13 protein-coding genes are annotated in these 14214 nt (G+C 43.0%); 1 reads left to right on the plus strand and 12 read right to left on the minus strand.

The window, feature by feature from the left end; all coding sequences use genetic code 11:
• Positions 1-107 precede the first annotated feature (107 nt).
• Positions 108-1151, minus strand: coding sequence for an IS630 family transposase (locus P6M73_RS15485; protein WP_277853915.1), 1044 nt, complete (start codon positions 1149-1151; stop codon positions 108-110).
• Positions 1152-1237: 86 nt separating this feature from the next.
• Between P6M73_RS15485 and P6M73_RS15490 the strand changes: the two genes are divergently transcribed.
• Positions 1238-1546 (plus strand): cyclic nucleotide-binding domain-containing protein, encoded by a 309-nt coding sequence (locus P6M73_RS15490; protein ID WP_277855797.1) that lies wholly within the window; start codon positions 1238-1240, stop codon positions 1544-1546.
• Positions 1547-1769: 223 nt separating this feature from the next.
• Here the strand turns inward: P6M73_RS15490 and P6M73_RS15495 are convergent, their stop codons facing one another.
• From P6M73_RS15495 to P6M73_RS15545, 11 genes are all read right to left on the minus strand, one after another.
• On the minus strand, positions 1770-3380 hold the full coding sequence (locus P6M73_RS15495) for an IS1634 family transposase (protein ID WP_277853916.1): 1611 nt from the start codon (positions 3378-3380) through the stop codon (positions 1770-1772).
• A 427-nt stretch (positions 3381-3807) separates the two neighbouring features.
• Positions 3808-6621 carry a DNA methyltransferase gene (locus tag P6M73_RS15500; RefSeq protein WP_277853917.1) on the minus strand — a complete coding sequence of 938 codons (2814 nt, stop codon included), beginning with the start codon at positions 6619-6621 and terminating at the stop codon, positions 3808-3810.
• A gap of 183 nt (positions 6622-6804) precedes the next feature.
• Positions 6805-7371: a super-infection exclusion protein B gene (locus P6M73_RS15505; RefSeq protein ID WP_277853918.1), complete on the minus strand. Its 567-nt coding sequence runs from the start codon at positions 7369-7371 to the stop codon at positions 6805-6807.
• Positions 7372-7585: 214 nt separating this feature from the next.
• Positions 7586-7759 (minus strand): hypothetical protein, encoded by a 174-nt coding sequence (locus tag P6M73_RS15510; RefSeq protein WP_277853919.1) that lies wholly within the window; start codon positions 7757-7759, stop codon positions 7586-7588.
• Between the two features lie 240 nt (positions 7760-7999).
• Complete coding sequence (locus P6M73_RS15515) at positions 8000-9190, minus strand: hypothetical protein (protein ID WP_277853920.1); 1191 nt, start codon at positions 9188-9190, stop codon at positions 8000-8002.
• 1 nt (position 9191) lies between these two features.
• The gene (locus tag P6M73_RS15520) at positions 9192-9599 is read right to left on the minus strand and encodes a hypothetical protein (RefSeq protein ID WP_277853921.1); all 408 of its coding nucleotides are present in this window, start codon (positions 9597-9599) and stop codon (positions 9192-9194) included.
• A gap of 145 nt (positions 9600-9744) precedes the next feature.
• Positions 9745-10182 carry a hypothetical protein gene (locus tag P6M73_RS15525; protein WP_277853922.1) on the minus strand — a complete coding sequence of 146 codons (438 nt, stop codon included), beginning with the start codon at positions 10180-10182 and terminating at the stop codon, positions 9745-9747.
• A 10-nt stretch (positions 10183-10192) separates the two neighbouring features.
• Positions 10193-10909 (minus strand): N-acetylmuramoyl-L-alanine amidase, encoded by a 717-nt coding sequence (locus P6M73_RS15530; RefSeq protein WP_277853923.1) that lies wholly within the window; start codon positions 10907-10909, stop codon positions 10193-10195.
• Positions 10910-10918: 9 nt separating this feature from the next.
• The gene (locus tag P6M73_RS15535; protein WP_277853924.1) at positions 10919-11296 is read right to left on the minus strand and encodes a hypothetical protein; all 378 of its coding nucleotides are present in this window, start codon (positions 11294-11296) and stop codon (positions 10919-10921) included.
• Positions 11297-11312: 16 nt separating this feature from the next.
• Entirely contained in the window at positions 11313-11966 is a 654-nt protein-coding gene (locus tag P6M73_RS15540; RefSeq protein ID WP_277853925.1) for a hypothetical protein, read from the minus strand.
• A gap of 17 nt (positions 11967-11983) precedes the next feature.
• Positions 11984-14212 (minus strand): DUF859 family phage minor structural protein, encoded by a 2229-nt coding sequence (locus P6M73_RS15545; RefSeq protein ID WP_277853926.1) that lies wholly within the window; start codon positions 14210-14212, stop codon positions 11984-11986.
• Positions 14213-14214: the final 2 nt, after the last annotated feature.

Genomic DNA, 14214 nt, shown 5'->3' on the forward strand with positions numbered 1-14214 from the left:
GAGAAAAATAAATTTTGATATTTATGTTGATGTAATTTCGAAAATGGATCTTTTTAGTGGATTTACAAATGAAGAGTTATTGCTCCCCTGATTAAACCTTGCGCATATTAAGAGGCATATTTTGTGGTTTTTGAATGGAAGAACCCCCTGATTTTATTAGGGCGCAATTGCACAGTTTTTAAATGTGATCGAACATTATGTTCAAGCTCATCATCGCTCCTGGGACTTGGTTTTTTACTTATGCCACGTTTGAGATCGCTGTTGAGCAATTCATCAGGATTGTACTCTGGGGCATACGGTGGCAGGTAGAATAGCTCAATTTCTTCCTTATGCTTTTCTACCCACGCCATGACTTTTTTAGCGTGATGAACCCGCAGATTATTGAGCACCAGGAATACTTTCTTGTTGCTGTCATGCACTAACCGCCGCATAAAATCAATCAGTTTGTCGGCATTCATGTTGTCTTTATAGAGGACAAAGCGCAATTTTCCTCGATTGGAAATTGCTGAAAGCATGTTGATCTTGATATGCTTTGCTTCGGTTCGAACCACCGGCGTTTGTCCGATTGGCGCATACCCACGCAAGCAAGTTGACTGGTTTTGCAATCCGGTTTCATCTCCAAAGAAAATCTCTGCATTCTCAGCCTCTGCTCGTTCAGTAATGCCAGGAAACTCAGTTTCGACCCAGTGCTGCACCTTCTCTGTGTCTTGCTTGTAGGCGCGTTTCATCGGCCGCTGGACTGAGAATCCCCACCGCGCCAAGTAGACCCCTAAAGTAGATACGGGCAGGCTGATTTTATACTTTTCATAAATAAGTTCTGCAATGGTTTTTCTGCTCCACATGCAGTCTTTGAACTTCAATTGATCCGGGGTCTTATCAACCAGGATTTGTTGTATTTCCTTTTCCTGGGCAGGAGTGAGGGTTCGTTTGGCACCCTCTCGGCGACCACGCTTTTGGGACTTGATCCCTGCGATCCCGCCTTCCTTGTATTGTTTCTTAGTGTTCTGGACGTGCCGCAAGCTTACATCTAAGATTTCCGCTATTTCCTCATTCGTTTTACCTTTTTCTGATAGGCGGATGATGTTCTTGCGAATCTGATATTGCTCTTCCGGACTAAGCCGTACTGCTTGGGTATTTAAATCATTATTCATAAGATTATTATATCAAAAATCATCAAGAAACGCAATGTTTAATTAGCGAGTCAATATATTCGGTATTTGGTTCATTCAGGTATAGGATAAGCCAGTATGACAAAGGACAAATCATATACCTTCAAAATGAGCACTGTAATACAATGGATATTATTTTATATGGAACGGTATCTGTTCAGAAGATAGATGAAAACGGAAGAGTGCTTACAATATCTGTTTTTTTAGGTGGGGATATCTTGGGAGCAAATCTGATATTTTCACATAGAAATTCTTATCCTATGACGGTGGTGGCTGAATCCAAAACTGTTGTACTTCATATGTATAGAGAGTTGATACTTGAACTTAGCAAAAAAAAATGGGTCAATCACAAAAACTGTGGGATTTTCCCAAGTTGACATGGAGCCTCTGTCGGCGTGGTTCCGCCAGCCTTGCCGCTAGGCTGCATAAATGCTGGGCTAGTCGGCCAGTCAGGCTACCACGTCGACCTCTCCGTGTAAACAGGGAAAATCATAATCCCACATAAAAAGTGATTGAGCCAATAGAATACTAAAAAAAAGCGAACGATGGAGGCTATCATTAGACTCCATCACTTGTCACCTGGATTCCCGGAACACATAACTATGATGGGGTCTCAACACCCATGAATTCATAGATCAACTTCTGTTTGTTGAGAATCTCACCAACCCTCAAGTCATGGCCTGGGTTTTCAAAGCACTCTATGACGTCCAGCTTGTCCAGCAGAGACTGCATTGTGTAATCTTTGAACATTCCTTTATCCTGCATCTGCTTTTTGAGGTAGGACAAATAGATGAGCGCGACGAAGGCCACAAAGAGTTTTCCATCCAGGCTTTTTTCTGAGGAAACCAAGAGTCGCCTCAGATTGAGCCGTTCCTTGATATTGCCGAAGGCCTTTTCCACCAGATCTTTATTCCGATACAGCGTCAAAGCCGTGATGGCATCCATCTTTTCATTGGTCATCAGCGCAAAGAATCCAAAATAGCGCTTCGTCTGTTTGACCACATCTTCTTTCACGGTAACTTTAATGCCCCTTACCGGGGTATCTGTCACTTCAAAGTATTTCTTGTAGAACGTCTCATGATCGGGATTACGTTTTCCGCTTAGGATTTCCCCCTTCATCGACAGCAGTCGTCGATCAAAATGAGCTTCTTCATCCGCGTATTTTTCAATGTTGAAGTAAGCGTGCAGGTAGACCCGGCGTTTTTGTCGGATGACATCTTTCTTGTTGGGGCGTTCTTTTTGAAACTCCCAGTCAGTCAGAATAGTTGAGGAGTATAAGCCATATTGCTCATCCAGGTTTTCAAAGGATCGGATGCTGTCATAGATCCCGTCGATATGTCTTCGGATATAGGCCAGATGCGTGCCAGCGGCAATGATGAACTTCAGTCGCTCCCCAAGAAGCGCATTGATATTGGCTTCACTGTAAAATCCCCGGTCCATGACCAACTTGACTTTATCGAAGCCCAGCACTTTGAAATCAGCCAGCAAATTTTTGATCGTGCTGACATCTGGAATGTTGCCAGAGAGCTTTCTGTAATAAAACGGCAACCCTGAGTCTTGTCCAAAGACCAAGGCCAGGTTCAGCTGCGCCAGGGGGTCACTTTCTTTGTTTTTACCGTACTGGACCTGACGAAGGGTTTGGGAATAACTCGACACCGAGGTGGTGTCATAGGCCCAATACTCATCGGGCTGATGGCGCTTGGCAAGACAGCTGAAAAAACGTTGTTTGGACTCTTCCGAGATGCCCGCAAACAGCTCGCTGCTGCGCTGAGATGGGATATTGGCTCCATAGGGATGCCGGTGGAGCGTACTCCATTTTTCAAATCGAAACAAGGGGGAATCGCTCTCCAGGATCAGATAATAGGCGATGGATTGAATCTGCTTGTAGAGAGAGGGAAAGCAAGCCTTGAGGTCCTCTGTAAGCCCGAGAGAGTCTCCGATTTGATCCAACAGATACGTGGCACCGTAGAACTTACGATCAGCTACGGTAAAGGGCACAGGGCCAGGCTTGACTTCAGTTGTACCCGCCTCTGGGTTCCGACGTTTTTTACCCCGTCCATCCGTTGGGATGATTTCGCCGGTGACCGGATCTCGTTTGCCGATGAGCGACCGTTTGGACCGAGGCTGTTGTTTTTCCTTATCCCAATGGGAAACTGATTCATAAACGTAAGTAATTCCGCTGCGCTTATCGAACTGATTAACAATGGCCATAATACGCCCTCCTAGTTATGTATAGTGTAACACATAACTAGGATAACCGCAAGGTTTAATAGATAGAAAGTAAGTGATATCAATAGTTTTTGAGAAAATACAAAGGATTCCTCGTTAGGTAAACCGGGAATCCAGGTTGTCAATGCAGTTATTATACAGATGATTTGACAAAAAGCGGGTTCCAGATAAATCTGGAACCCGCTTATTTGGTCGGAATGACAGGATTCGAACCTGCGACTTCTGCGTTCCCATAAACCATTTTTATAAATCTTTAAAAATCTTTAAAACCGTTGGTATATCTCACTTTACGCGATGTACCCTTTTATATATTTTTGCTTCATCGTCGTATCATGCAGTTATTTTGCAGTTATTTTTTTAGGCAATTCTCTTTGATGGCATGAAGTGGCTTGGTTCGAATTTGGTACGGCTAAATTCGATTAGTTGTTCCTTTTGTCAATTCAGCATACAACTTCATCAACTGTGCAACACAATCGGCTTCAGTCATATTTTTCCAATCAAAACCATATGCTTCCATAACAGCTTTGTCGTTTTCTTGGTGTGCTTTTCTTAATTCCGGTGGCATCACAATATCATCATAAAGATCTGCCAAGGAACAATCAGGATAAAGGTTTCTGGCATCTAGGATCATATTGGCGGAAGTCTCAATCCTAGCCTTTTGACTGTTTGATGGGGAAGGCCACGGGAAATTGTTATATACAATATTTTTTGAATATCTATAGTCACTTTTCAACCTCCCCGCTACAGCTCGCATCCAAGACATATGGACGTTTGATATCAGTACCCCAAAGTCAAACATAGTACTGTTTGGTATTATCCCAGCACTATTTGTAGCAATGAAATCCCCGTTTAGGAATCCCATAGGGACATATCTGCGGTTTTCTGATGATGTTAAAGGGACGATAATAAATTTATCTGGATTCTTGGTTTCCCGGAATAAGGTTGGCGTTTCCGCTAGCTTTTTCCGATCCGCAGCACCATTGAGACGGTCCAATCTACATGCATTCACACGCTGAAAAACTTCTGGCATTTTTCTAATTTCTGCTGGAGAAACGTCAACTAACCACAGGCAATACCTTTCCTTCTTATTGATATATTCCACTGACCCGGTCAGTTTTTTTATATATGGTATTGCAGCTGGTTCCTTATTAATAAATTCAAAATAATCTTCAGCTTCAATAATAAGATGACCTCCATCGGCTGGACGGTTTCCCGTTGACATTTCAGGGACTTCTGAAACAGGCTTATTTCGGCTGTTGATAAATACGTTTGGGGCATCTGCTAGGTAAGCGTTGATTGTGGTTACTTGTTTTGCCATGGAATTTTCGTATAGGTATTTTATATTATCGTTGTTACCATAACTAAATCCAATTATTACGACGTGTACATGGGCTTTATTGCTTGCTTCACTATCCCATCGGAAGGTTTTATGGGCAAAGTTGATTTCGATATTATAATCATCAATTAATGGCTGCCAGATGACCGGCACCTGTTCTCCTTGAACAATTGAATTCGTAGAAACAAAAGCCACCTGAATTGTTGTTGCCTGGATGTATTTCGCAGCTTTCATGTACCATGCCGATACATAATCTATTTTTCCAGCACTATTTACTGGTTTACCAAATTTATCAACAAAGACTTCCCTCATTTCCGCCTTCTGCTGCTTTGATTGCAGTGAGTATCCCAAGAAAGGAGGGTTTCCCATACAGTAATCCAACTCTCTGTTGGATACCACTTTCTCCCAATCCAATGTTAGTGCATTGCCTTCAATGATATTAGCATAGGATTTTAATGGGAGAAAATCTATTTGGTGATTGATGATATTTTCCGTCTCCTTCATCATTTGTGATTCAGCGATCCATAAGGCTGTTCTTGCCACTGACACAGCAAAGTCATTGATCTCAATTCCATAAAATTGATTAATCGAAACTTTAATGGGATTAAAAACATCGCCCATTCTGATCTGTAATCTTTGCTCACCATCTTCATGCTTGCCATACCTAGATTCCAGTACGGCATTTTCCAGTTTTCTTAGAGAAATGTAGGTTTCGGTTAAAAAGTTACCACTACCGGCTGCTGGATCCATGAAAGTAAGTGATGCCAGTTTCTCCTGGAAATCATCTAAGCGCTTATTTCTTGTACGCTCAACTTTAATGGATTTTATTTCATTAAGTTCCTGATTGAGCTCATTCATAAATAGAGGATCAATGACCTTATGTATATTCTCAATTGATGTATAGTGCATACCACCAGATCTTCTGGTTTCAGGATTCAATGTAGACTCAAACACACCTCCGAAAATTGTAGGACTTATTTTGGACCAGTCAAAGTTAGCAGAGGTCTTGTTTAGGATAATATCGATAATCTCCTCATTAATCCTCGGGATGACAATATTTTCCTTTTCAAATAAGCCTCCATTGACGTATGGGAACGCAGCCAAATCATCTTCTAGGTACGGATCTCTTTCTTCCGGCCTTTGATCCAGAACACGGAAGAGCTTGATGAGAGAATCCCTGAAATGAAATTGTTGGTATTTTGCAAGATAGTCATGGAATATATTATGTCGGCCTAAAAGGCCTGCATCTTCCGCATAAAAGCAAAAGACAAGGCGGACACAAAGGATGTTTAAGTCTTTCAAAATGTCTTCAGTATGCGGTGGCGCATACTGTTTCAGCAAAGCATCATACAGAACACCCACCAATTCGCCTGCTTTAATGGATGCTTCGAATTCTTTTTTTATGTTCTGATCTTCCTTGTCCACCAAAAAAAACATGCGATAATAATCATTTTCAAGATCTGCTAGTTTGACAATCTCGGGATCTCCACCAGGCTTCTGCATGTCATAAATGTGAAATTCCTTGAAGTTAGAAAGCACGATCCATCTTGGTCGGTCTGAGTAGGGAAGCTCGATAGAGTATCTTTTCGCCTGCTGGAGTGGTGAGAGTATTGAACCATCTGATTGACGAATTCCTTTTTTTAGATCACGATTGATTGATTTTTGCTCAATTAATACATGCGTTGATGGAATTATGCAGTCAATAAAGCTTGTTTTATCTAGTTTTACCTGTTCCTCAAAATATATATGTTCAGCCGGATGCTCTATACCATATACATCCTGCAACAAAGCCATCCAGAAACGTTGACTGTCACCTTTTTCATACCCTCTATTATTCCATTGAGCAGCAAATATTCTTGCTGCTGCTCTATGTTCCGCATCAGTCATTAAAAAATATCCCCCATTACGCCATTTTCTAAATACTACCATATTTATAGAACATAAGGGGGTAATGACCATGACAGATGATGAACTGTTACTGCTGATCCTGGCTGACATTGCTGATAGATACGAAAGAGAGCCCTAACCAGGCTCCTATTCTGTATATTTCATTTAAAATACCCTTGAATTTTAGTCGCGATTAGACCAAATCCCTTCGGAACCAATTGACCTGGATAGCGGATTTAGAGTCGTATATTTTTCTACAAAGTCAGGATGATCCTGCACATATTTAAGTGCAACGGGTGTTAATGTGAATGGGATCATCATAAATTCGTCTGTTAAATTATCAGTCATAGTAGGTTGGATCATCAATTTATGTCTTAACCTCAAAATGACTCCATCGTTCATTGGCAATCGTGAAGTGTATGTAGGTTCTTGTGATAACCCTACAATTATTGCACCCTCTATAGGAGTTAAATTTCTCATATTCGAATCAAATTTCCTTGGGAATACAGATTTAAAGTAAAGATTTTCTAAAAGATTCACAGTTTTTATAAAAATCCGCAATGACCACATAACAATTGAAAAGAGATAGGTAATGCCTAATATTGTCCTCCAGGTTGTTGGTAACTGATTGAGCCCTAAAATGCAAAGTACATCCGATGGGAGTAATAAGATTGCACCTGAAATTACTGCCAAACCAAATAAGGCAGAAAGAGGTAACTCAAAAACCTTCAAAATATCTTTAAGTGTCATCTATCTTCCTCCAGAAGTTAATAATTTACTTCCTAATAAACGTATGCTTTCCAATATCTTAGCACAATAGTAAGCCAGGATGGTTTTCAATGACAGTTATTGGGACCATCAACGCCAAAAGGAGCCTTAAACCTGCTCCCTACTTATTTCACATCTCTCTGCATTCCAGGCACCAATAGATCTCGCCCCGGACCTTTCCGATCAGGGATGTCCGTCACTCGGGACAAATTACTGTAGCAGCGTAGTCTGTCGGTTCATCCGGCAGCGCCTTATACTTAGTTATGGTTTCGAGATCTACCAGGATCGCCTTGCCTTTGTCGTGATAGAACCGGTTCCCCGTCGTGAAGTAGTGATCCAATGCTGCTCTTAGAAACTGTTTTTCCGTCATGATGTCCACTCCTTTAGTTCGTACATACATTCTAACATTCAAGACGGACAAAAATAAAAATCCCCGGCGCTCTTCTCTCCCCTCGCAAGGTTCTTAGTCTTCGCGATGGATTTTTTGCGTAAAAAAGCCCCGGCGCTAGGCCTGAGCTTCTTAATATGTTTATCATTAAGCTAGTAAAATTCAAAACAACTGTAATACTTACGAGAAATTTAGGATTGTAGAGTGCTCTTCAATTAGTTATTATTCATTTCTGATTTCCAGCAATTCCTTTATTTTTTTTCCTTTAGTTTCAAGTAAAGACATTTCTTCGTATTCTTGAATAACAAACTTGAGAGGAGGTCCATTTACTGAAACTTCCCTTTTACTCAATTCATTATCAACAAAACCTTTATAAACATTACCATCTGTAGCTTCTAATTCAAATATTTTTTTATTTTTTGAAAATGTTGTTAATGTCCCAGTTATCTCATAGCGATCAATTTTTTTCTTTTGTTTTTCAGATAAAATTGTTAATGAGGAATCAATTTGACGTTGATTTATACTGATTTTTCTTTCGTAATTATTAATTGAGGTGAATTCCAAATCAAAATCAGTATTATAATTTTTTAGATTTGATAAAATTTTATTAATTATTTTAATAGTGGCGGTGTTATTATAGGTAAGTTGCTTTAAAAAAGTTTGCGAATTAGAAGTTGATTCTAAAATATTTAATATTGAAATCATATTGTCAGTAAGAGCATCTCTACCATCAATCTTCTCGGGAATATTTACAAGCTTTATTTTGAACGAACCAGGTGCAACAGCAAAGGCATTCCAAGTTGTGTCTCTAAAAATGTTTTTAGAGGCTCTTGCTCTAGACCGCTCACTTTTTTGATTTATAGTGCTTGTTAGTTTTTGTAAGTTAACTAGTACGTTCCCTAAAAGTGTAATGTCCACTAAATTTGATTTTTGTTCAGAGTTAAACCGCACCTCAAGTGAATTTTCTTCTCTAGCAGCATTTTCTTTTATATTTTTATATTTTGGAGGGAACGTATCTAATCTGCTATAGGCTCTCAGTTCATCAATAATCTCAGAATTACTAAGGCAATTTGTTTTTAAAGGAAAGTATTCATCTGAAATTTCCGAAACATTTTTTATTTCCGTTTCGATCACATTATTATATAAAGTCCCTTGAAAGATGAGGTTATCTTCACTCATATGAAAAGCATCATAACCAGTAAGCTCACCCTCCGCAACTCGTACCATTTCTGTTGCTTTAATTGGAGAGATAAGCCATTTTTCGTTGGGTTCAGTTTCAATAACTGTAACAATATATAAATTATTGCCTTCATCATTTAAGAGGAACAATAATGGTCTGTCATAGTAAATCAAATCCAAGCAATAATATAGATTACCTATATCCTTGGAATATACAAATACTTCAGACATCATTTTATACCTCCTTTAGAAATTCAAACTCCCGTGTTGGATCATAATCATGCTTAATCCACCAAGATACATGCGAATTATTCCCTTTTTTTAATGTGGCTCCAGATTTTTCTTTTAAAGTGCCTTCCAGAATAATTTTAGAGGGGTAGGATTTTCTTAAAATTCCTGACGCTTCATAACTGTGATGTAAGCCTTGTAGATCTTCAAAAACGGAAACCGCATAATTTCGATATAAATTATCTGGATGCTTAAGAGGTATCTTGTCTTGAAAATACGACCTAAACGACTTCATTGTTACTTCGTTTTCTTCATTTGAAATCCTGAATACCTTCATGTCCTTGAAATCAAAATTCGCACAATCTGGAGGACATTCATCCGGGAAAAAGTCAGGAAATCCATCATCCCTATGCACTAATCTTCCACCTCCCAGAAATACATTTTGATTAAATAGTACCGTAAGTGGAAAGTTTAAACAATATAATTATTTCATTTTGACTGGACAAAGCCCCGGATCGCTCCGGGGCTTACAACGTCTTTCCTATGATGTCTTTGTTAGCTTAATCGAGATTTTCCGATGTGTCAACCTTAACCGGCAGGGGCTGATTATTTCCCATTTCTTTTATTTTCGCCTCAATCATTGTTCGGATCCAGGCATCTGCATCTCCAGAAACATCTTCTATCGTTTTCATTGCATTAGCACTCATCAGGAGTTTGGCTTTTTGAATCGCCATAAGTAAAGCTTCCTTCTGTGCTACTGCATCAAATGCATTCTGCTTTTTCATGTAGTCCACGTAAGTTTGAGCTGTGTACTTAATCGCTTCGACTACGGCCTGAGTAGCCTCATCAAGGCGCAGCGCGATCTGACTTCCCTCTGCCAGCTCCAACTGTGCTTTGGCCTTCTGAATGAGATTCTGCAGATACAGGCCAAGTAGAATAGCCAAGGATGGAAGGATGGGGATTAAGATGACGTTTACGATATTTTCCAGGGTATCCATCTATATCCTCCTACATCTTGAAGACGCGCTTGATCAGTGCGTACAGAATCGATACCATCGTGTGTTTGCTAATCGGACCCTTCCAGCCCTCATCCTTGACCAGACTATTGTCAACTGCCCACTGCTGGGCTGTATCAAGTTTATTTTCTTCCATTTCTATTGCCTCCTGTCTTTTCTTGTTCCAAACTGTGAGATTGGTTAGCAGCTCCGCCCAGGGAAATTCCACTCCCGGATCCGTGACGCTACGATTGACGGTATCCAGTTCGTGGTGTCCCAGGACATGTTCCCGGTCAATCAAAAAAGGCTCCTTGAAGGTAGCCTCATACCGCTCGATGATGTGTTTGTGTAATTCCAATGTCGCTGCATACTGTGCAGCTGTCAGGCGCCCCTGCGTTTCCTCGTGAATACCTTCATGCTCGATGCCAACCGTGTATAGGTTTGGCGGCTCAGAGCGTTCCTGGACGATCCTAGCAGACGGCGAGTGCTTCACGGCATGCCAGGTACCATGTTGCAGATCTGCCAGCTGATAGATCTCTCCTTTGCGTGTCACCAGGTAATGGCAGGATACTTTGGCTTCAGGGTTCTCCAGCCATGTAAGAGTTCCTGGCATATACCCTTCAGTAATGTGGTTCACTATTACATCCCATTTCTGAGGGCTCTTGAAAGTTGTATTTCGCCTGTTAGTAAAGATTTTGCTGTTGTAATTGGCTGCTTTTTTTATTTCCATCCCATCCTCCTATTTTAGCTTTTCCAGTACCTGACTGATCTCAACAAAGTTATACCCCATGAGAACCATGGAGATGATCACAGCTCCGAGGATGATCCACATGAGGTACGTTGGATTTTTGAGCAGAATGGTCAGCCAGCCGTTCCCATTTTCTTTCGCCTGCTTCGGAGTAACCACCAGAATTGAATTCTCTATTTTCTTCAGACTGTCAGGAACGCCCTGGAGCTTTTCCAGAGAATTGGAAAAGCCCTGATGCTCGGTGTCATTCCGCCGCGCGTAGGCCTCCAGTTCATCAATTCTTTTCTCCATCGCTTTAATATCATCTTTCAGTCTTCCCACTTCTGCCAAAATCTTCCCATGTTCGACCGGATTAATTTCATATGCCATGTGACCCCCCAATTACCTATCCCGTATAAATTACCCACCCATAGACTCCAGGTTCCCAAATATTGCCATCCAATGAGCTGATCCAGGTGCTTCCGTTATGTGTCACCGGATCTGATTTCGGGAGCCAGGATCCATAACTGTTATAGGCATCATGAGCCCCTAATGGCTGCACCCATGTCGCCACAGCACCTGGCTGGGCCACCTTACTGTATAGACTTTCCGTCCCTGTTCCTGGCACCCATTCTGCCTGGACCAGGTGATCTTGATTAACCATGTAAAAATCATCATTGTACATGATGTAGGGTATCTCACTTTTGAAGATTTGAGTCCCAATCAAATCCCGCCACTGCGGAAAAGCATATCGTAGATTGAATACCTTTACTTCGCTCAGCTGCGGAATCAGGGCAACGGCCTGCATCAGGGCAAGCTCACGAATGGCTTTCTGCTGCTGGATGTTTTGCTGAGCCAGTGCTGCCTCATTGATTTCCTCCTGCGTAGGTTCAGGAGGTTCAAAGGCATGTTCTTCAAAAACGTCATTTCCCAAATAGAGAAAATATCCATTGCTGCTGATTTGCCTTATGTACTCTTGATCGGTCAACTCAATGGCTGTCATCCATGGATCTTTGGAATACCCAATCACCTTGTTCGTGTCGTTCAAAGTCGCAAACATTCCCTTTATTCCCCCTTTTATGCCGTGCCGTATGCTTCGGCGTACACTTCAATTCCACTATCCGTGGTCCCGAATTTGTACATGAAAAAATCCCCTGGATTCGTTGTAGTTGCAGGTTTTACTCCACCAAGCCAGATCCAGGATCCCACTGGTGTGGTGAGCGCCACGATCTGCCGTGGCGCTGCAGTGAATGTAATCGGCCATGCCCCAAAAGCCAGCCAGCCTGATTTATAGGTGCCTGTTGGCCCTGTAGCAGACAATGAGGAACCCAGGACTGTTCCGGAATAGGTTTTCCATGCCCTGGCATAGCCATCATTGTACTTTTCATACCCGTTTTTAGCATCACCGGATCTGGCCACGATGGTCCTGGCTTTATACCCGTTCACATAAAGATCTTTGTTGAAGTAGAAGTTGGGCCGGTCCGTATAGATATGGGCCCATGTTGCATTCTGCGGTCCAAAGGAAATATAGCCGTAATCTGTATAGGAATAGTTTTGGGATGCGGCTGTCATTGATCCGTGTGTATGGGCTGACAGGCCGTAAATGTTCTGCCACGATCCCCAGGTGCCGTTGTAGTAGTTACGATGGAATACATCATGGGACGTTGTCAAATAAGGGATCAGCAGCTGGGCAACGCCTGCATGCTTTGTGACGACCAGGCTGAAGGCACTGGTTGTAGGGCAGTTGACCAGCGTGGCCACTGTGGCATTGGCGGGGCAGTAGTAAGTTCCAGTTGTCTGCAGCGTGTTAAGATCCATGCTGGCTGAAATCAGATTATTATAGGGCATTGCCACACCACTGAATTTCAGGGATCCTCCGGCCAGATCAAGATCGCTCCCCGTCAACTTCACTGGTTTAAGGATATCCATCGGCAGATCCACTTCCATTTCATCCTTGCCTGATACTCTACCAAAGGCAATGCCCTTGCCGGATGTATTGAAGTTGATCAGGTCGAAGGCGGTGCTAATGGGCAGGGTCTGAGTGACGGATGTGAAATAATCGGCAATGGTGAATTCCACTTCGTAGGCCAGAGTCGTACTGAGTACCCCGGTTCCAGTGTGCGTGATGGACCTGGTATAATAGGCCGTGCTGCTGGTCAGCGTGACCCAGGCTGCCCCCACCGGCCGATATCTGATCTGATAGGATTTCGTGTTCTGATTGCTTAAGGTCGAGATGGAGAAATTGATAGGAACCGAAAGATCGATTCCCTGGTCAGTCGGCGCCCGGCTGGCTGAAAAGGCAGTGATCCGAGGCGCGGTATATGCTTGAAAGGTCACGTTCTGTGTAGATGTCCCTGTGTAGCCCCGGCTGTCCGTGACAGTCAGTGTGAGGGCAACAGTTCCGCTCTTATTTATCAGAGCTGAAGTAACGTCTGCCCCATAATAATTAAATCCATCAATGGTGACTTTATACTGCGTGATGGTGGCGCTGTACTTGCCGCTGCCGGATGACCGTACCCGGAGCTGCGTCTTTCCCTGGATGAACACGGTAAAGGCGGTCAGCCCCGCAGCTCCTTCCGTGACGCTCGTAATGCTGGCCGTTGGCCAGTACGTGGCGGTATTCGGTACGGTCAGGGTCATGGCAACAGTCTTTGTCCCCACCAGTGTTGCCCCGCTGTAGGTTTCGCAGGTGATGGTGACGGTCCCCGACTTGGCCCCGATAATGGCTCCTGCCAGCGCTGCCGGAACCGTCCAGGCATAACTTGCGTTAACCCCGGTAGCAATGGTCCCGCTTAAGCTGCCGATGGCGTATTTTAGTGTGTGAGTGAATGATCCGCTGGCACCTGGTGTTGAAATCGTCACAGCCCCACCCAGATCAACGGTGGTCAGATTGACTGCTGGCTGGGTAGCTCTGGGGATCGTGTCCAGCGTAACGGTAGCGGAGGATGTGATGTCAAAGAATGACCCTTCCGGGTCAGAACCTGCGGTCCATCGCCCGGAGAGGGCAATGCTTTTTGAACCGTCTGCATTGTGCGTGATGGTCCGGACCTGCCGGTGAAGCTCCTTTTTGGTGGTGGAGGCTACCCAGGGGGCTGTATACTTCACCGAAGTGGTATTGCCCGCAATCGAGGTGTATCCCCATTTATTGGTTCCGCTATAATAGCCATAGCTGTTGGATCCACCATAGGTAATGGCCGTGACTGTGCTGGTGTTATTCTCGATGCTCTGTGTTGCCGACCACTCCACCCACACCCAGAAGGCTGATGATGGGGTGTAGGTCTTGGTTGTTACTCCGGAAAGCGCCAAAG

It is taken from the genome of Anaerococcoides asporogena, assembly GCF_029590275.1.
In the GTDB taxonomy this organism is placed as follows: domain Bacteria; phylum Bacillota; class Clostridia; order Clostridiales; family Clostridiaceae; genus JG1575.